Origin of the sequence: Bordetella trematum (assembly GCF_900078335.1) — a bacterium.
GTDB classification, from domain to species: Bacteria; Pseudomonadota; Gammaproteobacteria; order Burkholderiales; family Burkholderiaceae_B; genus Bordetella; species Bordetella trematum.
This window is the reverse complement of record NZ_FKBR01000046.1, coordinates 106,834-127,802: the sequence shown is the minus strand read 5'-3', so window position 1 is coordinate 127,802 and position 20,969 is coordinate 106,834. Positions and strand designations below refer to the sequence as shown.

Genomic DNA, 20,969 nt, shown 5'->3' with positions numbered 1-20,969 from the left:
AAGACGGTCTGCTACTGCACCACGCCCTGTTCGCGCCATTGCGCGATCTGCTCCGGCGAGACGCCGAAGCGGGCGAGGACTTCATCGGTGTGCTCGCCGTGCAATGGGGCTGGGCGGCGCAGCTGGCCCGGAGTGCGGGAGAACTTGGAGGGGATGCCCACGGTCTTCATGCGACCCAGCCTGGGGTGATCGAGCTCCTGGATCATGCCGCGCGCGGCGTAGTGCGGATCCTGCATGGCCTGGCCGAAGTCGTTGATCGGCCCGCAGGGCACCTGGGCCTGCTCGCAACGGGCGATCCAGGTGGCGGCGTCGGCCTGGGCGAACTCGGCTTCCAGCAGCGGCTCCAGTTCGGCGATGTTCGCCAGCCGGTCGCTGTTGGTGAGAAAGCGGGGGTCGGTGATCAGTTCGGGGCGCTTGAGCACGTCGGCGCAGAGTTTTTCCCAGGTGCGCTGATTGGCCGCGCCGATGATGATGTAGCCATCGCCGGTGTTGAAAGCCTGGTAGGGGGCGGAGACGCGGTGGCGGCTGCCGGTGGCCTGGGGGATCGTGCCTTCGGCGAAATAGGCGGCGGCTTCCCAGATGAACCAGGGCAGCCCGCACTCGGCCAGCGAGATGTCGATGTGCTGGCCCTCGCCAGTGCGCTGCTGGTGCAGGCAGGCAGCCAGGATGGAGTAGGCAGCAGTCAGGCCGGCGCCCACGTCGTAGATGGCAATGCCCGACTTGAGCGGACGACCCTCGGGTTCGCCGGTCATGCTCATGATGCCGCTCATGCCTTGCGCCACCAGGTCGAATCCGCCCTTGCCCGCGTAGGGGCCGGTCTGCCCATAGCCCGAGATCGAGCAGTACACCAGGCGCGGGTTGATGGTGCTCAGGGTCTCGTAGTCCAGGCCCAGCGAGTGGGTGACGCCGACGCGATAGTTCTCGATCAGCACGTCGGCCCAGCGCACCATTTCCAGCACGGTGTCGCGCAGTTCCGGTCGCTTGAGATTCAGGGAGATGCCCAGCTTGTTGCGGTTGATCTGGGCAAAGCAGCTGGACTCGCCGTTGACATAGGGCCCCATTTCGCGCGAGTCGTCGCCGGCGCCGGGTTTTTCCACCTTGATGACCTCGGCGCCAAGGTCGGCCAGCACCATGGTGCAGTAGGGACCGGCCATGATCTGGGACAGGTCCAGGATCTTGATGCCCTGCAACGGCATCGCGGTAGTGCTTTGCTTCATATCCCCTCCGTTTAGCGCCCGGCGAACACCGGCCGTTCCTTTTTCAGGAAGGCGCGTTGGCCGTTGCGGTAATCCTCGGTTTCGAAACAGGCGTAGGCCTGTGCCAGCTCGGGTTCGGTCAGCGCGCCGCCGGCCTGGAGCCGGCGCACGAACTGTTTGTGCCAGCGGTTGACCAGGGGCGCGCCGGTGGCGATGCGGCGCGCGGTTTCGTAGGCCTGGATGGCGACGACGTCGTCATCCACCACGCGTGTGATCAGGCCCTTGCCGAGCGCCTCGTCGGCGCCGAAGACATGGCCCTCGAGCAGGATCTCCAGCGTGCGCGTGGCACCCAGCAGCTCCAGCAGGTCGGCCAGTTCGCGGTAGTCCAGCGTCAGGCCGATGCGGTTGATGGGCACGCCGAAGCGCGCGCTGCGCCCGGCGATGCGGACATCGCACATGGCGGCGATCTCCAGGCCGCCGCCGACGCAGGCGCCTTCTATGCAGGCCACGGTGGGGTGGGGCGTGAGTTTGAGGCGGTCGGTCATGGCGAGCGTGAACTCGGCATACTCGCGCGCCTGTCCGGCGCCGTTGCGGTTTTCGTCGAAGCCGCCGATGTCGCTGCCGGCGCAGAACGCGCCGCCGGCGCCGCGCATCACGATGCAGCGCACGCTGTCGTCGGCGTTGAGCCGATCGAAGATGTCGCCGAACTCGCGGTACATCTCCAGCGTGAACGCATTGCGCTTGTCAGGGCGATCCATGAGAACCGTGACGATGCCGCGCTCGTCGCGCTCCAGGCGGATGGTCATGGCATGGCCTCCAGGTTGAGCGTGGTGCCGTCGAGCACCCGGTGGCCGTCCAGCCACAGCTGTGCGTCGGTGACGATGGTGTCGTAGTGGGCGGCGGCCTTGACGGTGCCGCCGATGTAGGCGCTGGTGCCCAGCGCAAGCTGGATGGCCCCGTAGACGCTTTCGTCGGAGAGCATGGTGCCGTCGAGCTGGCAGCAGGGGTTCATGCCCACGCCCAGTTCGCCGAGGTTGTAGACCAGCGGATCGTCGAAGCTGGCCATCAGCTCGCGGAATTTGCGCGCCTCGGCGCCGCCCTCGATCGAGACGGCCATGCCGCGTTCATAGATGATGCGCACCGGCTCGTCGCGGATGAGCGAGACGCCCGGAATGCTCGCGTTGACCACGATCACGCCTTCGGCGGTGCCTTCTACCGGCGCCAGGCTGGATTCGAGGCAGTAGCCGGCCGAGATGTCTTCGGTATTGGCAAAGCCATGCAGCGCGCGGCCACGGCGTCCGGCAATGCTCATGGTGATGTCGGTGCCGGCGGCGCTGGTGACGCGGGCCGTGTCGGCGCGCGTGAGCGCATCGGCCAGGCCTTGCACCTGGGGGCGCAGGGCCTGGAAGTCGGCGTTCCAGCCGTTGGCCAGGAAGAAGTCGGGCAGGTTGGATTCGGGCAGCACGATCACGCCGACGCCGGCGCGCGTGGCCTTCTGGCGGGCCTCGGTGTGAGCGGCGTTGGCGCGCGTCAGTGCGATGACCAGATCGGCGCTGCACATGGCTTCGGCCACGATGTCCGAGAAGGGGCGGCCGTGCTGGCGGCTGCCGGGCACCTGCAGCAGATGCGGGATGGCCCCGCATTCGTCGATGGCGATGGCCAGCGGCTGCACATTGTGCCCGGTGTAGTAGTCGTACAGAACCAGCACGTTCATGCCGGGGCGGGTGTTGCCCAACAGGCCGACGACCTTGCGGGCATTTTCCAGCTTGAGCAGGGTGTTCATGCGCGCACCTCGGCGAGGATGGCACGCTCAAGGATGTCCAGGCCGCGCTCCAGTTGTTCGGCGCTCATGTTCAAGGGGCCCAGGAAGCGCAGCACGTTGCCGTGGAAACCGGCCTTGACCAGGATCAGGCCGTTTTCGTAGGCGCGTTGCACGATGCGCGCGGTGGCCGCGCCATCGGGTTGCAGGGTGTCGGGGTCGGTCACGATCTCCACGGCGCGCATGGCGCCCAGACCGCGCGCATCACCCACGATGGGGATGTCGCGCTGCCAGGCCTCGAAGCGTTCGGCCAGCCGCTGGCCCAGGGCCTGGGCGCGGCCCACGTAGTCATCGCGCTCCATGACGCCGATGGCCGCCAACGCCGCCGCGCAGGCCAGCGGGTTGCCGGCGTAGGTGCCGCCCAGGCCGCCCACTTCGGGGGCATCCATCAGGTCGGCGCGTCCGACCACGGCGGCAATGGGCATGCCGCCGCCCATCGATTTGGCCAGGGTGTAGAGGTCGGCGGCCACGCCGCTGTGCTCGGTGGCGAACCAGCGCCCGGTGCGGCAGAAGCCCGACTGGATTTCGTCGGCGATCAGGACGATGCCATGACGGGTGCAGAACTCGCGCAGCTGACGCATGAAGGGGGCCGGCACGGGGTGAAAGCCGCCTTCGCCCTGCAGAGGTTCGATGATGACGGCAGCCACCTGATTGGCGCCGATCTCGGTTTCGACCATGCGGACGAAGCGCGCATAGGCCTGACTTACGACGGTGTTCTCGTCGGCGCCGCTGCGGTAGACCACCGGGAAGGGGGCGCGATAGACCTCGCTGGCCAGCGGGCCGAAGCCGGTCTTGTAGGCGGGAGCCTTGGCGGTCAGGGCCAGGGCCATGTTGGTGCGGCCATGGAAGGCGCCTTCGAAAGCCACGATGGCCTGGCGGCCGGTGGCCCGGCGCGCGATCTTGACTGCGTTCTCAACGGCCTCCGAGCCGGTGCTCTGCAGCATGACTTTCTTGGGCCAGTCGCCCGGCACGCGCTGCACCAGCGCGCGGGCGAGGTCGATGTAGCCCGGGTACATCACGATGTTGAAGCAGGTGTGCAGAAAGGCGTCAGCCTGCTGCTTGACGGCCTCGACCACATCGGGATGCGCATGGCCGACGTTCAGGGTCCCGATGCCGCCGGCGAAGTCGAGAAAGGCGTTGCCATCCAGATCCTCGACCTCGGCCCCCCTGGCCCGGCGGGCAAAGATGGGAGGGCCGTTGGCGACGCCCCGGGCGACGAACTGGTCGCGTTGCTGTTGATACTGCTGGCACAGAGATCCCGGCAGGGAGGCGGGCATGGTGGAAGGCAAGGCACTCTCCTTGGAAAAAGTCAGGGCGATGCAATGCGGCGTATCTTGCGCCTTCGAAATTGATTGTGTCAACCATGGAGTCCAAAATAATATCCATGATTGTGTACAATCGTGGACGCGATTTGCTGATATCATCAATCGTCCCTTTGTCGACCCCTAGACCTGCCCATCCACATGGCTGCCTCCCCCAAGAAAACCAAGCCGCAACCGGCCCCGGCCAAAGAACGCAAGCCCATGGCCTCGACCCAGGCGGTGGTGCTTGATGTGCGTACCCGCATTGCTTCGCAGGCTTTGCTGCCGGGCTCGCGCCTGCCCGAGGAAGAGCTCGCGCAGAGCTACGACATCCCGCGCGCCAAGGCGCGCGAGGTGCTGGCCACGCTTGAGGATCGGGGTCTGATTGCGCGTGTGCCCAACAAGGGCGCGGTGGTGGTGCCGGTCGATATGGAAACCACCTATCGGCTCTACCAGGTGCGTGAAGCCCTGGACGGCCTGTCGGTGCGACTGGCGATGGAAAACGCCGGGCCCGAGGATTACGCCGAGCTCAAGGCGCTGCTTGGCGCGCAGTTCGAGGAAAGCCTGCGCGAAGGCGATATCGAGGCGCATGTCGACACCATCGCGCGTTTTCGCAACCGCGTGAACGAACTGGCCGGCAATCCTGTCCTGAGCGATCTGATCGAGCGCATCTATGAGCGTACCCAGGTCACGATGCGGCGTGTGGCGCTCTTGCCGGGCCGTGCCGAAATGGGCATCAAGCAGTATCGCGGCCTGCTCGATGCCATGATGCGCAATGACCAGGATGAGGCCGAGCGCTGCGTGCGCGAGCTCAACCAGAGCGCGCGCGAATACATTCGACGCTACAAGGACTATCTGTAGGCCGGGGCCGGCCTCAGATGGCCGGCAGGGTGTCTATGAAGTGCTGCTGCAGGGCAAGCACGACGGGCGCCAGCGGGCGGCCGCGGCGCGTGAGCAGGTGGATGCGGCTGTTGTTCAGCAGCGGATTGGCCAGCGGCAGGGTGACCAGGTGGGTTGCCTGCTCACCCTTGAGCGGCACGGAACGCGGCGTCAGGATATAGCCCAGGCCCAGGGTGGCAAACTCCCATAGCACCTTGAACGAGTTGGTCTCCAGCATGGGCTTGAGGCTGACCTGCTCATCCAGTTCGGCGGCCTGCACGTGCTTGCGAACGCCGAAGGCGCCGCCCATGGCCGCGCCGGCATGGGCCTGCAGATTGGCCAGCTTGAGGGCGCCACGATGGCGTGCGAGCGGGTGTGCCTTGTGGACATGCGCGCGGATCGGCGCCAGACGCGAGTAGTGCGAATGCAGGCGTTCGTCGTTGGGCGGCTGAAACACCAGGCCCAGGTGGGCCACGTCTTCCAGCAGATAGCGCACGGTGTCTTCGGTGCCGGCCACACGCAGGTTGTAGGTCACGCCGGGGTGCGCAAGCAGGAAGCCCTTCAGCACGGGCTCGAAGACGATGTCGACGAAGCCTTCGCCAAAGGCCAGTTCGACATGCCCGACCTGGGCCGATTTGAGGCTGTTGACCTCGGCCAGGAAGGTGGCGTGCAGATCCTGCTGGCGACGTGCGAACAGCGCCAGCAGGCGGCCGGCGTCGGTCACCACGACGCCGCGCCCGCGTCGCTCCAGCAGGCTCAGGCCGAGATCGGCCTCAAGCCGCGCGATGCTGCGGCTGACCACGGAGGGGTCCAGTTCCAGGGCGTCGGCCGCTGCGCGCACCGAGCCCGTTTCGAGTATCTGGATCAGGCATTGCGCCCGCTTGCGGTCGAGCAGGTCTTTCATCCGTGTCGCGTCCTGGAAGACGAAGCTGATCGTTGCAGTTTATACAACGATCTGCCGATAAAAGTGCTATGGATGCCAGCAGACAGGCTACCCATAATGGCTCGCATGAATACCTCCGCTTCCTTGCCCCGCTGCGCTGCCGGCTTGTTGCCGGCCCTTGAAACCCTGGCCCCCGAATTCGTCGCCATCCGCCGGCAGATCCACGCTCATCCTGAATTGGCTTTCGAGGAGGTCCGCAGCAGTGAGCTGGTGGCCCGATGCCTGGCCGGCTGGGGCTACGAGGTGCATCGGGGTCTGGCCGGCACCGGCGTGGTAGGGCGCTTGCGCAAGGGCGGCGGCGCGCGGGCGCTGGGCATCCGCGCCGACATGGATGCGCTGCCCATCCAGGAGAAGACCGGCCTGCCATACGCCAGCACGGTGCCCGGCAAGATGCACGCCTGTGGCCATGACGGACATACGGCCATCCTGTTGTGCGCGGCCCGCTACCTGGCGCAGAGCGTTGCGTTCTCGGGCACGCTGAACCTGATTTTTCAGCCTGCCGAAGAGAACGAGGGTGGCGCGCTGCGCATGCTGGAGGAAGGCCTGTTCGAGCTTTTTCCCTGCGATGAGGTTTACGCCCTGCACAACACGCCCGGTCTGCCGGTGGGCCAGCTGGGGGTGATCAGCGGGCCGGCGATGGCCTCCTTCGACCGGGCCACGATTACGCTGCGCGGCCGTTCGGCCCACGGGGCCATGCCGCATCATGGCATCGACGTGATGCAGGCCGCGGCCAGCATCGTGCTCGGCCTGCAATCGATCGTCAGCCGCGAGATCGATGCCCTCAAGGCGGCCGTGATCACCGTGGGGGCCATCGAGGCCGGCGCGGCCTACAACATCGTGCCAGAGACCGCGCACATCAAGGTCGGGGTGCGCACGCTGGATCCGGCCGTGCGCGAGCAGGTGCAGGCCCGCTTGCAGGCCTTTGTCCAGGCGCAGGCCGGCAGCTACCAGCTGCAGGCCGAGGTGCACTACGAGCGCAAGTATCCCGTGCTGGTGAACCATGCGGCGCAGACCGAGCGTGCCCGGGAGGTGGCCGTGGCGCTGCTGGGCGAGGACAACGTCGTGACGCGCACGCCCGTGATGGGCAGCGAGGATTTCGCCTATCTGCTGGAGCGCTGCCCGGGAAGTTATGTGCGCCTGGGCAACGGCGTGGGCGAAGACGGCGGCTGCATGGTCCACAACCCGCTCTACGACTTCAATGACAAGGCGTTGCCCATCGGGGCGGCTTTCTGGGTCAGCCTGGCACAAAGCTACCTCGTTTGATAAAAAAACCGGAGACAACCATGAGCCTGCTTTCCCGTCGCCATGTTCTGCTTGCCGCCGCTGCGGCGGCCGCCACGCCCGGGCTGGGCTGGCGTGCCGTTCAGGCCGCGAGCCCCTATCCCGATCGTCCCCTGGCGCTGGTGGTGCCCTACCCCGCCGGCGGGGCGAGCGACAATTCGGCCCGCATCTTCGCCGAGTCGATCGGCAAGAGCCTGAAGCATCAGGTGGTGGTCGAGAATCATGGCGGCGGGACCGGCATCATCGGCGCCAACAAAGTCCTGTCGGCGCCGGCCGACGGCTACACCTTCATGCACGGGTCGCTCAACGAGGTGTTTCTCACGCCCCTGCTCAATCCGGCCGCGCGCTACCGGCCCGGGGATTTCACGCTGGTGGCCCCGGTGACCGATTCCAACATCGTGCTGCTGGTGCGACGCGATCTGCCGACCAAGACCTTCGACGGCTTTCTGGAGCTGGCGCAGCAAGGCAAGGGCCAGCCCATGAGCTACGCCACCGTGGGCATCGATTCGATGTATCACCTCATGGGCGAAGCGCTGGGCAAGCGCATCGGCGCCTCCTTTCTGCACGTTCCCTACAAGGGGGCGGCGCCCGCCCTGCAGGGTGTGGCCGGCGGCGAGGTCGATTTCGCGATCCTGCCATACCAGACGGCCTTTTCGTCCCTGGCCGACCAGGGGCGGCTGCGGCTGCTCACCAGCTTCTCCACGGCGCTGCCGCCAGCCATGAAGGGCGTGCCGCTGATCTCGGCGTCGCGCCACGTGCCGGACTTCCAGTACAGCATCAACGGGGGCTACTTCGTGCGTCGCGGCTCGCCGCCCGAGCGTGTGGCGGTGCTGCGCGAGGCGATCGGCGAGGCGCTGGCCAAGCCGCAGATCCGCGAACGCCTGGAAGCCGAGGGCCGCACCGTGGTGCAGCCCGTCAGCGATCCGGCGGTGGTGCAGCAGTATTTCGACGGCTATGCGCAGCGGGTCAATGCCCTGATCAAGGGCGTGGGGCGCAGTCCGCTGGGTTAAGGCGCGCGCAGGGCCTCAGCCCAGCGCGCCTTCGATCAGCCGCAAGTCCTGGTCGGCCTGCATGCGCATCAGGCGCAGCAGTTCGCGTGCGTTCTGCGACAGCGAGCGGTCGGGGCGGAAGACGAGCAGCGAGCGGAAGGCGATGTCGATGTCCAGCCGCTTGATGACCAGGCCGCGCGCCAGGTAGTCCACGGCCGTCATGGGGTGGATGAGGCCGATGCCCATGCCGCGCAGCACCAGTTCGCAGACAGAGAAGGCATAGGGCGTCTCGAAGCCCGCGCGCAGGGTCAGGCCGCGCTCGCCGAGCGCGGTTTCCAGGCGGCGCCGGCTGGCGTCTTCGGGGTTCAGGGCGATGAAGTGCTGTTCGACCAGTTCTTCGATGGCCAGCACCTTGCGGTGTGCCAGCGGATGCGTGGCCGTCATGGCGATGACGCCGGGCACCTCCAGGAACAGCGAGTGTTCCAGCCCCATGACGGCGATCTCGTCGGCCATCAGGCCCAGGTCAAGCTGGCCGGCCACCACCTGCTGCATGACTTCGCGCGAACTCAGGATCTGGAAAGACATCTGCACCCGTCGCTCGGTCGGGTTGAAGGCGGCGATCGCGCGCGGCATGAAGCCCACGCCCAGCGCGGGCAGCGAGCCGATGGCCATGCGGCCCACGCCGAAGGATTTCAGGCTGCGGATGCGGTGTTCGATCTGCTCGAAGCCGGCAAAGCAGCGATCGACCTCGACCAGCAGCGCGTCGGCCTCCTGGGTGGGCAGCAGGCGGTTGCGCACGCGGTCAAAGAGGCGCAGGCCGGATTGGGTCTCCAGGCGCCGGATGGCCTGGCTGACTGCCGGCTGGGAGATATCCAGCACCACGGCAGCCTTGCTGGTGGTGCCCGCACGCATCACGGCGCGGAAGATCTGGATATCGCGCATGTCCATAGCTATAACACCAGCTTCTAGTTTGAGTCATTCTGATTGTTGAAATCATAGTCCACGCGGCCCAGACTGCGCCATCTCGGTTGTACTACTGGAAACGGATCTTCCACGATGGCTCATTCCCCTGATGTTTCTCCCGCGCCCGGACGCGCCTACGCCAGCCTGTCACCCGCCGTGTGGCGGGGCTCGACGGTGGTGTTCGATTCGATCGCCGACTTCGCCGCGCGCAAGCACCGCCAGCCCGATGGCTACAGCTATGGCGTGACGGGCACGCCGACGGCCCGCCTGCTGGAAGACCGCATTGCCGAGCTGGAGAACGGCCAGCATTGCGTCATCACGCCGTCGGGGGCCGCCGCGCTGACGATGGTGGTGCTGGCCTATGTGCGGGCGGGCGATCATGTGCTGCTGTCGGCGGCGAGCTACGGGTCGCTGGCGGCGCTGGCCGACAAATGGCTGGTCAACCTGGGGGTGGAGGTCGAGTACTACCCGCCGCAGGCCGGCGCGGACATCGAGGCACTGATCCGGCCCAACACGCGCCTGATCTGCCTGGAGTCGCCGGGCAGCCTGACCATGGAGATGTGCGATGTCCCGGCCATTGCGGCCGTGGCGCGCCGCCATGGCGTGTTGACCATGATGGACAACACCTGGGCCAGCCCGCTGGGTTTCCGGCCGCTGGATCATGGGGTGGATTTCAGCATCGAGGCGGCGACCAAGTTCTTCAGCGGCCACTCGGATGTGCTGATGGGCAGCGTGGCCACGACCGATGCGGCGCACTATGCCGTGCTGCGCGAAGCGCAGAGCACGCTGGGGCTGCAGGTCAGCCCGGACGATTGCTTTCTGGTGCTGCGCGGGCTGGAGACCTTCCCCCTGCGTCTGCAGGCGCAGGGCGAAAGCACCTATCGCATCGCCAGCTGGCTGGCCCGGCAACCCCTGGTCGAGCGGGTCTGGTATCCGCCATTGGCCAGCGACCCCGGTCATGCCCTGTGGCAGCGCGACTACCGCAGCAAGGGTTGCCTGTTCTCCCTGCAACTGGTGCAGGCCGATGAGGCCGCTTTCCATGCCTTTTTCGATGCGCTGACGCAGTTCTCCATCGGGGCCAGCTGGGGCGGGGTGCACAGCCTGGCCGCCTTCTATCCGGCCGAGTTGCAGCGGACGCGTTTGTGTCCCGCCACCGACCGGCCCTTGATCCGCCTGGCCATCGGCCTGGAGGATGGCGATCTGTTGCAGGCCGACCTGCAGGCCGCGCTGGCGGCCTTCGGGCAACGTCGCGGCTGATCGCTTTTCCGCAGTACCCATGGCCGCCGCAGGCGGCCGTGCACAACGACATAGCAAGAGGAAAACACCATGACAATGCAGCTCCTGAAGCGCGCCGCCGGGCTGACCGTGGCGCTGGCCCTGGGCGCGGCCCTGCCTGTCGCGCAGGCCGATACCCTGGACACCATCATCAAAGAAAAGAAGGTCACCATCGGCGTGCACAATCGCCAGCCCTGGGGCTTTCGGGCCGAGGATGGCCAGGCGGCCGGTTTCCATCCGGATCTCATCCGTGCGGCCTTCGCGCGCCTGGGGGTCAACCAGGTGGACTTCGTGATCACCGAGTTCGGGGCGTTGATCCCGGGCCTGGGCGCCGAGCGCTTCGACATGGTGGCTTCGGGCATCGCCATCACGCCCGAGCGCTGCAAGGTGGTGATTTTCAGCGAGCCGGATCTGGCGGTGGGCGACAGCCTGATCGTCAAGAAGGGCAATCCGCTGAACCTCCACAGCTATGCCGATATCAAGGCCAATCCGAAGGTCCGGCTGACCGGCGGGCGCGGCACGCTCAACTCCAAGAACGCCCTGGATGCGGGCGTGGCCCCGGCGCAGCTGACCTATCTGGGCGATGCCCAGGCCATGCTGTCGGCCATTCTGGCCAATCGCGTGGATGCGGCCACGCTGTCGGCGGCCAGCGTGGCCGGCCTGCTGCAGGATCCCAAGCTGCAGGGCGTGGAGCGCGCCACTCCGTTCACGGGCTTGGTGCGCAATGGCGTGCCGTCGATGATGTACACCGCTATCGCCTTTCGTGCCGATGACACGCGCCTGCGCGACGCCTACAACCAGGAGCTCAAGGCGCTCAAGGCCGAAGGCGTCGTCGATGCCTTGCGCAACAAGTACGGTTTCACCGACGAAGACAAGGTCGACGACGTCGTGACGACGGCCAAGGTCTGCGCCGGCGAGTTCTGAAGACCGGCCGGGCCATGGAAAGCTTCACTATCCTTGCCGGCATCCTGGAGGGCCTGGAGGTCACGGCGCTCGTGACCTTCTACGGCATGCTCTGGGCCGTGCCTTTCGCCCTGGTGATGGGCGTGCTGCAGCATTTCACCCATGGCGCGGCGCGCCTGGCGGTGACCAGCGTGATCGAATTCTGGCGCAGTTCGCCGGTGCTGATCCTGCTGTTCGTGCTGTATTACGCGCTGCCCAGCTTCGGTATACGCCTGTCCAGCATCACGGTGGGCGGCATGGCCCTGGGCCTGAACATCGGCGGCTATGGCAGCCAGGCGGTGCGCGCGGCGCTGCAGTCGCTCAACCAGGGCCAGGTCGAGGCCGGGCGGGCGCTGGGCCTGCATCGCCTGCAGATCCTGTGGTTCATCGAACTGCCCCAGGTGGTCTCGGCCATGATGCCGACCTTCGTCAACCAGTTCATTCAGCTGGTCAAGGGCACGGCCATCGTGTCGCTGATCACGCTGACCGACATGACGTTTCGCGCCAAGCAGATCGCCGACACGCAATACAACCCGGTCGGGGTGTACTCGGCATTGATGCTGGCCTATCTCATCGTGTGTTATCCGGCCACGTTGCTGGGGCGCTACCTGGAGCGCCGCGTGCGCATCGAACATCGAGGCAGCCGTGAAATTTGATATCGACTTCGCGATCTCCGTGGTGCCGCTGATCCTGCAGGGGCTGGGGATGACGATCTGGATCGCCGTGGCGGCATCGCTGTGCGCGGCGGTGCTGGGCTTCGTGCTGGAGATCCTGCGGCGCAGCAACCGCTGGCTCGGCTACGTGATGCGCTTTCTGATCGACGTGATCCGTTCCACGCCGGTGCTGGTGCAGCTGTACTTCATCTATTTCGTGCTGCCGTTCTATGGCGTCACGCTGCCGGCGGTGGCCGCCGGCATCCTTGGCTTGTCGATCTATTACAGCGGCTACCTGGCCGAGGTGTTCAAGGGCGGCATCGACAGCATCGACAGCGGGCAGTTCGAGGCCGGGCGCGCGCTGGGCCTGACGCGGCGCGATGTGATCGTGTCGGTGATCCTGCCGCAGATGCTGCGCAATGTGGCGGCCCCCATGGGCAACTACTTCGTGTCGGCGCTCAAGGCCACGCCCTATCTGGCGGTGATCGCCGTGCCGGAGATGCTGGGCATTGCGCTGGAGGTGGGCGCCAATTCGTTCCGTTATGCCGAACCCATGGTCGCGGTGGGAATCATCTTCCTGATCCTGGCGTTGGGCGTCAATTATCTGGTGCGGCTGATGGAGCGCCGCCTGCAGCTGGCGCATCAGCGTTGAGCGCAAGAGGGAAAAGAAACATGCAATCCAATAGCACGACGCCGGCGGTGCAGATCGCCGGCCTGCAGAAATGGTATGGCTCCTTCCAGGTGCTGCACGACGTGGACCTGACCGTCCAGCCCAGCGAGCGCGTGGTGATCTGCGGGCCGTCGGGCTCGGGCAAGTCGACCCTGATCCGCTGCATCAACCAGCTTGAAACCCATGACCAGGGCACCATCGAGGTCAATGGGCAGCGTGTGGGCAAGGGCACCCCGGGCATGCACCTGCTGCGGCGCGACATCGGCATGGTGTTCCAGCACTTCAATCTGTTTCCCCACTTGACGGTGCTGCAGAACTGCACGCTGGCGCTGCGCAAGGCGCGCGGTCTGTCGCAGGACAAGGCCCGTGAGATCGCGCGCCACTACCTGGGCAGGGTGCGCATTCCGGAGCAGCAGGACAAGTATCCCGGCCAGCTGTCGGGGGGCCAGCAGCAGCGCGTGGCGATCGCGCGTGCGCTCTGCATGAACCCCAAGGTCATGCTGTTTGACGAGCCGACCTCGGCGCTGGACCCGGAAATGATCAAGGAAGTGCTCGACGTGATGACGGACGTCGCAAGCGAAGGCATGACCATGATCTGCGTGACGCACGAAATGAACTTCGCGCGCACGGTGGCCGACCGGGTGGTGTTCATGGATGCCGGGCGCGTCGTCGAGCAGGCCGATCCGCAGACCTTCTTCAGCGCGCCGCGCCACCCGCGCGCCCAGCAATTCCTCAGCCAGCTTCTCTGAGACACGCAAGGACCGCAACATGACAGAGACCAGCCGCATCTGGACCCACATCGACTTCGACCGCGACGGCAAGCAGTCCGGTCAGCTGCACGTGCCGCATTCCATTGATCTGTCGGCCTATGGCATGGTGCAGATCCCCATCGTGTGTCTGCGCAATGGCGAGGGCCCCACGGCCCTGCTGACCGCCGGCAACCATGGCGACGAGTATGAAGGCCAGATCGCCTTGCGGCGCCTGGCGCGCGAGCTGGATCCGGCCATGCTGCGCGGGCGCGTGATCATCGTGCCGGCCCTGAATTATCCGGCGGTCCAGGCCGGGCGGCGGGTCTCGCCGATCGACGAGGGCAATCTCAACCGCCTGTTCCCCGGACGCGCCAATGGCAGCGTCACCGAGATGATTGCGCACTATGTGCACAGCGTGCTGTTCCCGCTGGCCGATCTGGTCATCGACCTGCATTCGGGCGGGCGCTCGCTGGACTACTCGCACACCGCATTGGCCCAGCGCGTGAGCGACCCGGCCCAGGACGGCGCGTTGCGCGAGCTGCTGACCGTGTTCGGCGCGCCCAACAGCGTACTGACCAACGGTTCAGGCGGGGGTGGCGCCACCACGCTGTACGCGGCGGCTTCGCAACGTGGCATTCCGGCGCTCACGACCGAACTGGGGGGCGGCGCGACCCTGGACCCGCAAGGCCTGAGCACGGCGGAGCAGGGCGTGCGCCGCGTCCTGCGCCATTACGGGATCGCACCGCAACTGGACTGCGAAGCCGCGCCGGCGACCCGGCTGTTGCGTTCGCTGGGGCCGCGCCATGCGATCTATGCGCCCTGCGCCGGCTTGCAAGAGCCTTTGGCCAAGGCTGGCGAGACGGTGCGCGCGGGGCAGCCCGCCGTGCGCCTGTATGCGCTGGAGGATCCCTTGGCCGAGCCCCTGACGCTGCACTTCAGCAGCGACGGGGTGGTTTCCTGCCGGCGCTTTCCGACGCTGTGCGCACGCGGCGACGGGCTGTTCCACCTGGCCGAACCCTTGCTTTGAGACGTGGCCGCCAAGGCCTAAGATAGCGCTTTCCCATTGCGTGCCTGCCATGCTGTCATGGCAGGCCGCTGTCATGGAGCACTCGCGCATGTCCCAGCCTCTTCGCCCCGGCACGGTCATCATCACCGGCGGGTCGCGCGGCATCGGCGCCGAGACCGTCGTGCTGTGCGCGCAGGCCGGCTACGATGTGCTGTTCACCTATGTCGCCAACCATGAGCGCGCCGCGCAGCTGGTGCAGCGCTGTGCGGACCTGCCCGGCCGGGTGCAGGCCATGCAGGCCGATGCGCGCGACACGGCGCGTGCCGGCGAGGTGCTGCAGCGCGCCCTGCAGCTGGGCCGGCTGGCGGGCCTGGTCAACAATGTCGGCATCACCAGCCGGATCGGCTCCTTCCTGGACCTGGACATGGCCGTCGCGCGCGATGTGATGGAGGTCAATGTCATCGGCCTGATGGCGCTGTGCCAGATCTGTGTGCGCCACTGGGTCGAGGGCGGGCAGCGCGGCAGCATCGTCAATCTGTCATCCCTGGCGGCCGCCTCCGGCGCGCCCCACGAATACATTCATTACGCCGGCTCCAAAGGCGCGGTCGAGGCTTTCACCCTGGGCCTGGCGCGCGAATTCGCTGCACGCGGCATACGTGCCAACGTGGTGTCGCCCGGCACCACCGAAACCGAGATCCACGCCAGTTCGGGCGAGCCGGGGCGCGCGCAGCGCGTGGCCGCCCGCCTGCCCATGCAACGGGTGGCGCAGGCGCAGGAGGTGGCGCAAGCCGTGTTGTGGCTGCTATCGCAGCAGGCCTCCTATGTGTCGGGGACGGTGCTCAAGGTCACCGGCGCCGCATGAATGTTCGAAACCTAGGGTAAATACGGAGGTTTTAGAATCAACTAACCCGTGTTTCCCCTAGTAAAAACGGTACTTGATGCGTAAACCGCATCACATGGTAATTATTTCTCGCTTTACGCTGGCGCCGCTGCGGGTCAAGAATGCGGAACAGGATCGGCGTTGCGGCGTCGGGCCCTCAGGGCCGCCAGCCTGCGCGTCCCGCAAGTGCGCCCAGGCGCCGGGGTCGCCACCGACCGAGACACAACCGCAACCGGCATAGACCGGTGCAACGGTAAAAACAATCGAACAGGAGACACATCACATGCACGGAACGCCTCCGGGACGCAGCTTGCGCGCAGCGCGCTGAGCCAGCGATCCGCGCCTCGCCGGCCGTCAGACGGCCGTGCCGGGGCAGCAATCGGCACCGCAGAAACACAGCACCTCCGCAGTCGCTTCACCATACAGCGCAACGCGCCAGGCGCGGCGCTGTCAGCAGTTGATCAATCTGCCTTAAGGAATCGTATACATGCTGTCAGTCTTGAAGAAAACCGTAGTGTTGGGCGCGGCGATGGTCGTCGCATTCGGGTCGAACGTGGCGCAGGCGCGCGACGAAACCATCAAGATGGTGGTCCCCTACAGCGCTGGCGGCGTGGGTGACTCGCTGGCCCGCCGGCTGGCCGATGTGATGCGCAGCCAGTCCGGCAAGGTCGTCATCGTCGAGAACATTGGCGGCGCGGGCGGCACCATCGGCGCGGCCAACGTGGCGCGCGCCAAACCGGATGGCCAGACCATGATGCTGGCCTCGACCAGCGCATTGACCATCGGCCCCAATCTGAACCCCGTCAATTACGATCCCAAGCGCGATTTCACCGCGGTGCGCAGTGCGGCCATTTCGCCGGTTGCCATCGTGGCGACCAAGATCGCGCCCTTCAATGACCTGAAGGGCGCGCTGGAGTACGCCCGCAAGAACCCGGATTCGGTGCGCTTCGGTACGCCGGGTCAGGGCTCGGCCGGTCACCTGGCGATGGAAGACTTCCAGGCCCGCACCGGGGTGAAACTCACGCACATTCCCTACCGCGGCGACGGCCCGGCGATGCAGGACGCCCTGGGTGGCGTGTTCGAGCTGCTGGTGCTCAATACGCCCAGCCTGCTGCCGCAGGTGCGCGCCGGCAATTTCAAGCCGCTGGCCGTGATGGAGCCCAAGCGTCTGGAAGTCTGGCCCGATGTGCCGACGCTGGGCGAGCTGGGCATCGACGGCATGGACTACCGTTCCGATTTCGGCGTGTTCGCGCCGGCCAATATGGATGACAAGACCCGTCAGGCCGTCCAGAAGATGGTCGACGATGCGGTCGACAGCGCCGAGTTCGGTCAGTTGCTGGAAAGCTATTTCCTGCTGCCGGGCACCCAAAGCGGCGAATCCTATGCCAAGCAGCTGGCCGCCGAAGGCGACCGCAACGCCGAGCTGATCAAGGCCCGCAAGATCGCTCCCTGATACATCCCTGCCTCACACCGCGTGGCGTCTTCGGGCGCCACGCGCGCGTCTCATCATGAAAAATCCCATCTTCTGCGAAATCGACCTTGCCCAGGATGGCAAGCAATTCGGCTATCTGCGCCTGCCGCATTCGGTGCACCGCTCGGCTTATGGCTGGATCCCCATCCCGATCGCCTCGATCCGCAATGGCGAAGGGCCGACCATCCTGATCATGGCCGGCAACCATGGCGACGAGTACGAAGGCCAGATCATCGTTTCCCGGCTGATCCGGGAACTGGACGCGGCCCAGGTGCGCGGCCAGTTGATTCTGTTGCCGATGGCGAACTATCCGGCCGCCTCGGCCGGGCTGCGCGTCTCGCCGCTGGATGACGGCAACCTCAACCGCCTGTTTCCGGGCAACCCGAAGGGCACGCCGACGCAGATCATCGCGGATTACATCGAGCACACGCTGATGCCCGGCTGCCGCTACGTGGTGGATCTGCATTCGGGAGGCAGTTCGCTGCTGTATCACGGCGGTTGCCTGCTGACGATCGACCCGGGCGAGGAGGAGGCGCGCACCGCTCTGCGCGGGCTGATGCAGAAATTCGACGTGCCGCATGCCTGCCTGCTGGACAAGGGGACGCCGGCGGCCAGTTCCTGGGCAGCGTTGCGCCAGGGGGCCACGCCCTTCATTTCGGAACTGGCCGGCGGCGGCTTCGTCTCGCCCGATGTGCTGCAACGCGCCTGGAATGGCGTGCTCAATTTCCTGACCCATGTGCAGGCGCTGCAGGGCGTGCCGGTCGAGCCGGTGGATAACGAGGACATGCGCTTTCTGCGCATCGAGGCGGCGCGCCACTATGTCTATGCCTACGAAGCGGGTCTGTTCGAGCCGCTGGTGGCGCTGGGCGCCGATATCGAGGCTGGCCAGCCGGTGGCGCGCCTGCACCATCCGGAAACCCCGGGGCGCGAACCGACCCTGGTGCGCTCGCCGGGCGCGGGCCTGGTGCTGTGCAAGCGCGTACCGGCCCAGACCCAGCGCGGCGACTGTCTCTACCAGCTGGCAGCGGCGCTCTGAGCGACGGCCAGCTCCACCACGCACTGTGGCTGGAAGCCGGCCTGTTCGCCCTTGCGGGCGTAGCCCAGGGGGTTGGCCAGCACGCGGCAACGCCGTCCGCTGGCCGCGTCCTCGACCACATAGTCGTTGGGGCAGTGCAGGTGGCCGTGCAGCCACAGATCGGCCTGCGGCAACAGGGCATCCAGGGCGTTGCAGAAGCCGGCCGTGCCGGGCGTCAGGCCGTAGCGCGGATCGGCGCTGCGCAGGCTGGGCGCGAAGTGCGTGATGGCCACGGTGGGGCCGTCAAAGGGCTGGGCCAGCGCCTCGGCCAGCCAGGTCTGGCACTGTAGCGCCATGTCCCGCAGCGCCTCGGCCAGCATGGGCTGGCCCTGGTCGTCCAGTGTGCTCTGCTTGCTCAGGTAGAAGTTGGCGGCCCGGAAGGCTTTCTCCATCTGCACGCGACGCTGCGTCTGGCTGCCTTGCGGGTCGACCAGCGCTTCGAAGTCGGCCCATAGCGTCGTGCCGACAAAACGCACGCCATCGATCACCAGCACTTCGCGCTCCAGCCAGTGGATGTCCAGCTGCGCGCACACCGCCTTCAGCCGCGCCGTGGCCTCGGCCAGGTTCAGCCCGTCGAACTCGTGATTGCCGGGCACGAAGATCACCCGCGGCGGGCGCTCGCCCAGCGCTGCCGGCGCGAACTGCGCCAGACCGAAATCCTCGCCTGCCAGCTTCGAGCCCCGTTGATAGGAGCCGATATCGCCGGCCAGCACCAGGACGTCAATGGCGGGGGCGAGCGAGAGGCGGAAATCGGGATCCGCTTCGAGGTGGAGGTCGGAAAGCAGTTGTAGGCGCATGGGCGTCAGTGTAAAGGCTGCGGCGGGCAGGGGGGGCGGAGCGGGCGGCCGTGCCGCGCGCTAGGGACTAACCCTGTAAAACCCCGGCTTATGCAAATTACGCATGATGCGTCCGAAGCCGGCTCCCTATACTTCGCCGCAGGGTGCCAAAGGCGCCACAGCGTTAGGTGATGGGTATGGATATTCGGTGGTTTCAGGACTTTTTGACGCTGGCGGAGTGCCGCCAGTTCACGACGGCAGCCGAGCTGCGCAACGTGTCGCAGTCTGCCTTCAGCCGCCGCATCCAGTCCCTGGAAACCTGGGTCGGCACGCCGTTGATCGATCGCAGCTGCTTTCCGACCCGCCTGACCGCCGCCGGCGAGCAGTTCCGCGCCTCGGCCGCCGAAATCGTGCGCAAGGTGGTGGATGCCCGCGGCGAGGCCGGCGCGACCGGCCATGACAGCGTGGTGCTGCGGGTGGCCATGCCGCATTGCCTGGCGACCTCGCGCTTTCCGCGCTGGTGTGACGCCTGGCGCGCGGTGAGCGGCGCCGATGCCCTGCGCCTGCATGTGGGCAACGTGCACGACTCGGTGGAATGGCTGTCGGCCGGCGTGGTGGATCTGCTGGTGTCGTTTCGCCATGCGGTCGAGGACATCCAGCTCGATCCCCAGCTCTACATGCGCGTCAAGGTGGAGGCCGATGCGATGCGGCTGTACCGGCCGGCCGGCATGGCGTTTGACGCCGCCGATCTGGCCGATGAGGCCGCCACGGCGCGTTACCCCTATGTGTCGTATGCCCAGGGGGCCTATTTCCGCCGCCTGATCGAGGTGTACTGCGGGCCGGTGCTGCGCAGCCCGGCGCTGCGGCGTACCTGCGACACCGACTTTGTCGATGGCACCCGCGATCTGGTGCGCGGCGGCATCGGCCTGGCCTGGTTGCCGGAGTCGACGGCCCGGGCGGCCGTGGAGGCCGGCGAGATCGTGGCGGTCGCCGATGCCCGCTGCGACATCCCGATGGAAATCTGTATGTATGCACGGCGTCAGGGGCCGGTTCAGGCCGCCGTGCAGCGCGTCTTCGAATTGTTCGGGGGCGGCTGAAGCCCGCGCCGCTCCGGTGTGTTCCGGTACGGCGGTTTTTCAACGTAGTTCATAACAATAGCGATCAAGGAGACACAGCACATGAAACGTGTGTTCAATACGCTCGCCCTGGCCATCGGCCTGGCATCCGTGGGCACGGCCGGCGCGGCCGATCTGGAAGGCACGCTCAAGAAAGTGGCCGAGAACGGCAGCATCACCATCGGCCATCGCGAGACGTCGATTCCGTTTTCGTATTACGACGCCAATCAGAAGCCGATCGGGTACTCGATCGACATCTGCACGCGCATCGTCGATGCGGTCAAGGCCAAGCTCAAGCGCGATGACATCCAGGTGAAGTACCTGCCGGTGACCTCGGCCACCCGCATTCCGCTGATGGCCAACGGCACCATCGACCTGGAGTGCGCCTCCACGTCCAACACCCCGGATCGCCAGAAACAGGTGGCCTTCTCGGTGACGACCTTCGTGACGGGCAATCGCTTCATCAGCCTGAAGTCGGCCGACCTGAAGACCGTCGACGACCTGAAGGGCAAGACCGTGGCCTCGACCTCGGGCACGGCCAACATCCGTCAGGCCAATGAGCTGAACGAGGCTCGCAACCTGGGCATGAAAGTGGTGCCGGTCAAGGAACACGCCGAAGGGTTCCTGATGGTGGATACCGGCCGCGCGGCCGCCTTCATCATGGATGACATCCTGCTCTACGGCCTGGCGGCCAATGCCAAGGATCCGAGTCGCTATCAGGTGTCCGGCGAATCGTTGTCGATCGAACCCTACGCCATCATGCTGCGTCGCGATGACCCGCAGTTCAAGACCGTGGTCGATGACACGATCAAGGCCTTGTACGCCAGCGGTGAGTTCGAGCAGCTCTACAAGCGCTGGTACCAGAGCGAACTGCCGCCCAAGGGCATCAACCTGAACGTCGAAATGAGCGATGCGCTCAAGCGCGTGGTCGCCAAGCCGACCGATTCGGGCGACGTCGCCGACTATCAGTAAGTCATTGCTTTTCG

Annotated in this window: 21 protein-coding genes; 14 read left to right on the top strand and 7 right to left on the bottom strand. The window is 66.4% G+C overall.

Going from position 1 to position 20,969, the window contains the following annotated elements:
• Positions 1–11 precede the first annotated feature (11 nt).
• Genes A7V84_RS17610 through gabT form a run of 4 tightly spaced genes read right to left on the bottom strand, consistent with a single transcriptional unit; the run spans position 12 to position 4,304 of the window.
• On the bottom strand, positions 12–1,217 hold the full coding sequence (locus tag A7V84_RS17610) for a CaiB/BaiF CoA transferase family protein (protein WP_063491739.1): 1,206 nt from the start codon (positions 1,215–1,217) through the stop codon (positions 12–14).
• 11 nt (positions 1,218–1,228) lie between these two features.
• Positions 1,229–2,002 (bottom strand): enoyl-CoA hydratase/isomerase family protein, encoded by a 774-nt coding sequence (locus tag A7V84_RS17605; RefSeq protein WP_025513907.1) that lies wholly within the window; start codon positions 2,000–2,002, stop codon positions 1,229–1,231.
• The gene (locus A7V84_RS17600; RefSeq protein WP_025513905.1) at positions 1,999–2,979 is read right to left on the bottom strand and encodes an aminopeptidase; all 981 of its coding nucleotides are present in this window, start codon (positions 2,977–2,979) and stop codon (positions 1,999–2,001) included. The genes A7V84_RS17605 and A7V84_RS17600 overlap by 4 nt, the downstream gene beginning before the upstream one ends.
• Positions 2,976–4,304, bottom strand: a complete 1,329-nt coding sequence (gene gabT / locus A7V84_RS17595) for a 4-aminobutyrate--2-oxoglutarate transaminase (protein WP_231940168.1) — start codon at positions 4,302–4,304, stop codon at positions 2,976–2,978. Before gabT ends, A7V84_RS17600 begins: the two co-directional genes overlap by 4 nt.
• 174 nt (positions 4,305–4,478) lie before the next feature.
• Between gabT and A7V84_RS17590 the strand changes: the two genes are divergently transcribed.
• Complete coding sequence (locus tag A7V84_RS17590) at positions 4,479–5,177, top strand: GntR family transcriptional regulator (protein ID WP_025513901.1); 699 nt, start codon at positions 4,479–4,481, stop codon at positions 5,175–5,177.
• A gap of 13 nt (positions 5,178–5,190) precedes the next feature.
• Here A7V84_RS17590 and A7V84_RS17585 read toward each other — a convergent pair whose 3' ends face one another.
• Positions 5,191–6,099, bottom strand: coding sequence for a LysR family transcriptional regulator (locus tag A7V84_RS17585; RefSeq protein ID WP_063491741.1), 909 nt, complete (start codon positions 6,097–6,099; stop codon positions 5,191–5,193).
• A 105-nt stretch (positions 6,100–6,204) separates the two neighbouring features.
• On the opposite strand from A7V84_RS17585, the gene A7V84_RS17580 reads away from it, so the two are divergent.
• Positions 6,205–7,401 carry a M20 aminoacylase family protein gene (locus A7V84_RS17580; protein ID WP_025513897.1) on the top strand — a complete coding sequence of 399 codons (1,197 nt, stop codon included), beginning with the start codon at positions 6,205–6,207 and terminating at the stop codon, positions 7,399–7,401.
• A gap of 20 nt (positions 7,402–7,421) precedes the next feature.
• Positions 7,422–8,429 (top strand): tripartite tricarboxylate transporter substrate binding protein, encoded by a 1,008-nt coding sequence (locus tag A7V84_RS17575; RefSeq protein ID WP_063491742.1) that lies wholly within the window; start codon positions 7,422–7,424, stop codon positions 8,427–8,429.
• A gap of 15 nt (positions 8,430–8,444) precedes the next feature.
• On the opposite strand, the gene A7V84_RS17570 is transcribed toward A7V84_RS17575, so the two are convergent.
• Complete coding sequence (locus tag A7V84_RS17570) at positions 8,445–9,356, bottom strand: LysR substrate-binding domain-containing protein (protein ID WP_025513877.1); 912 nt, start codon at positions 9,354–9,356, stop codon at positions 8,445–8,447.
• Positions 9,357–9,464: 108 nt separating this feature from the next.
• Between A7V84_RS17570 and metC the strand changes: the two genes are divergently transcribed.
• From metC to A7V84_RS17525, 9 genes are all read left to right on the top strand, one after another.
• Complete coding sequence (gene metC / locus A7V84_RS17565; protein ID WP_025513875.1) at positions 9,465–10,628, top strand: cystathionine beta-lyase; 1,164 nt, start codon at positions 9,465–9,467, stop codon at positions 10,626–10,628.
• A gap of 69 nt (positions 10,629–10,697) precedes the next feature.
• Positions 10,698–11,570: an ectoine/hydroxyectoine ABC transporter substrate-binding protein EhuB gene (gene ehuB, locus A7V84_RS17560; RefSeq protein ID WP_025513873.1), complete on the top strand. Its 873-nt coding sequence runs from the start codon at positions 10,698–10,700 to the stop codon at positions 11,568–11,570.
• 14 nt (positions 11,571–11,584) lie between these two features.
• Positions 11,585–12,244 (top strand): amino acid ABC transporter permease, encoded by a 660-nt coding sequence (locus A7V84_RS17555; protein WP_025513871.1) that lies wholly within the window; start codon positions 11,585–11,587, stop codon positions 12,242–12,244.
• Positions 12,234–12,893: an ectoine/hydroxyectoine ABC transporter permease subunit EhuD gene (gene ehuD, locus A7V84_RS17550; RefSeq protein WP_025513869.1), complete on the top strand. Its 660-nt coding sequence runs from the start codon at positions 12,234–12,236 to the stop codon at positions 12,891–12,893. The genes A7V84_RS17555 and ehuD overlap by 11 nt, the downstream gene beginning before the upstream one ends.
• 20 nt (positions 12,894–12,913) lie before the next feature.
• Entirely contained in the window at positions 12,914–13,660 is a 747-nt protein-coding gene (locus A7V84_RS17545; RefSeq protein WP_025513868.1) for an amino acid ABC transporter ATP-binding protein, read from the top strand.
• A gap of 19 nt (positions 13,661–13,679) precedes the next feature.
• Positions 13,680–14,687 carry a succinylglutamate desuccinylase/aspartoacylase family protein gene (locus A7V84_RS17540; RefSeq protein WP_025513865.1) on the top strand — a complete coding sequence of 336 codons (1,008 nt, stop codon included), beginning with the start codon at positions 13,680–13,682 and terminating at the stop codon, positions 14,685–14,687.
• Between the two features lie 88 nt (positions 14,688–14,775).
• Complete coding sequence (locus A7V84_RS17535) at positions 14,776–15,528, top strand: SDR family oxidoreductase (RefSeq protein WP_025513863.1); 753 nt, start codon at positions 14,776–14,778, stop codon at positions 15,526–15,528.
• A 505-nt stretch (positions 15,529–16,033) separates the two neighbouring features.
• Positions 16,034–16,999, top strand: coding sequence for a Bug family tripartite tricarboxylate transporter substrate binding protein (locus A7V84_RS17530; RefSeq protein ID WP_033535116.1), 966 nt, complete (start codon positions 16,034–16,036; stop codon positions 16,997–16,999).
• A gap of 55 nt (positions 17,000–17,054) precedes the next feature.
• Positions 17,055–18,053 (top strand): succinylglutamate desuccinylase/aspartoacylase family protein, encoded by a 999-nt coding sequence (locus A7V84_RS17525; protein WP_063491743.1) that lies wholly within the window; start codon positions 17,055–17,057, stop codon positions 18,051–18,053.
• Here the strand turns inward: A7V84_RS17525 and A7V84_RS17520 are convergent.
• Entirely contained in the window at positions 18,029–18,889 is an 861-nt protein-coding gene (locus A7V84_RS17520) for a metallophosphoesterase (RefSeq protein ID WP_063491744.1), read from the bottom strand. The genes A7V84_RS17525 and A7V84_RS17520 overlap by 25 nt on opposite strands.
• A 167-nt stretch (positions 18,890–19,056) precedes the next feature.
• Between A7V84_RS17520 and A7V84_RS17515 the strand changes: the two genes are divergently transcribed.
• Positions 19,057–19,965, top strand: a complete 909-nt coding sequence (locus A7V84_RS17515) for a LysR family transcriptional regulator (protein WP_025513858.1) — start codon at positions 19,057–19,059, stop codon at positions 19,963–19,965.
• Between the two features lie 81 nt (positions 19,966–20,046).
• Positions 20,047–20,955, top strand: coding sequence for an amino acid ABC transporter substrate-binding protein (locus A7V84_RS17510; RefSeq protein WP_025513856.1), 909 nt, complete (start codon positions 20,047–20,049; stop codon positions 20,953–20,955).
• Positions 20,956–20,969: the final 14 nt, after the last annotated feature.

What these genes read in the sequence shown, in the direction of transcription:
- A7V84_RS17610 (WP_063491739.1), bottom strand. Translation starts at nt 1,217, where the DNA reads ATGAAGCAAAGCACTACCGCGATGCCGTTGCAGGGCATCAAGATCCTG.
- A7V84_RS17605 (WP_025513907.1), bottom strand. Translation starts at nt 2,002, where the DNA reads ATGACCATCCGCCTGGAGCGCGACGAGCGCGGCATCGTCACGGTTCTC.
- A7V84_RS17600 (WP_025513905.1), bottom strand. Translation starts at nt 2,979, where the DNA reads ATGAACACCCTGCTCAAGCTGGAAAATGCCCGCAAGGTCGTCGGCCTG.
- A7V84_RS17590 (WP_025513901.1), top strand. Translation starts at nt 4,479, where the DNA reads ATGGCTGCCTCCCCCAAGAAAACCAAGCCGCAACCGGCCCCGGCCAAA.
- A7V84_RS17585 (WP_063491741.1), bottom strand. Translation starts at nt 6,099, where the DNA reads ATGAAAGACCTGCTCGACCGCAAGCGGGCGCAATGCCTGATCCAGATA.
- A7V84_RS17580 (WP_025513897.1), top strand. Translation starts at nt 6,205, where the DNA reads ATGAATACCTCCGCTTCCTTGCCCCGCTGCGCTGCCGGCTTGTTGCCG.
- A7V84_RS17575 (WP_063491742.1), top strand. Translation starts at nt 7,422, where the DNA reads ATGAGCCTGCTTTCCCGTCGCCATGTTCTGCTTGCCGCCGCTGCGGCG.
- A7V84_RS17570 (WP_025513877.1), bottom strand. Translation starts at nt 9,356, where the DNA reads ATGGACATGCGCGATATCCAGATCTTCCGCGCCGTGATGCGTGCGGGC.
- metC (WP_025513875.1), top strand. Translation starts at nt 9,465, where the DNA reads ATGGCTCATTCCCCTGATGTTTCTCCCGCGCCCGGACGCGCCTACGCC.
- ehuB (WP_025513873.1), top strand. Translation starts at nt 10,698, where the DNA reads ATGACAATGCAGCTCCTGAAGCGCGCCGCCGGGCTGACCGTGGCGCTG.
- A7V84_RS17555 (WP_025513871.1), top strand. Translation starts at nt 11,585, where the DNA reads ATGGAAAGCTTCACTATCCTTGCCGGCATCCTGGAGGGCCTGGAGGTC.
- A7V84_RS17545 (WP_025513868.1), top strand. Translation starts at nt 12,914, where the DNA reads ATGCAATCCAATAGCACGACGCCGGCGGTGCAGATCGCCGGCCTGCAG.
- A7V84_RS17540 (WP_025513865.1), top strand. Translation starts at nt 13,680, where the DNA reads ATGACAGAGACCAGCCGCATCTGGACCCACATCGACTTCGACCGCGAC.
- A7V84_RS17535 (WP_025513863.1), top strand. Translation starts at nt 14,776, where the DNA reads ATGTCCCAGCCTCTTCGCCCCGGCACGGTCATCATCACCGGCGGGTCG.
- A7V84_RS17530 (WP_033535116.1), top strand. Translation starts at nt 16,034, where the DNA reads ATGCTGTCAGTCTTGAAGAAAACCGTAGTGTTGGGCGCGGCGATGGTC.
- A7V84_RS17525 (WP_063491743.1), top strand. Translation starts at nt 17,055, where the DNA reads ATGAAAAATCCCATCTTCTGCGAAATCGACCTTGCCCAGGATGGCAAG.
- A7V84_RS17520 (WP_063491744.1), bottom strand. Translation starts at nt 18,889, where the DNA reads ATGCGCCTACAACTGCTTTCCGACCTCCACCTCGAAGCGGATCCCGAT.
- A7V84_RS17510 (WP_025513856.1), top strand. Translation starts at nt 20,047, where the DNA reads ATGAAACGTGTGTTCAATACGCTCGCCCTGGCCATCGGCCTGGCATCC.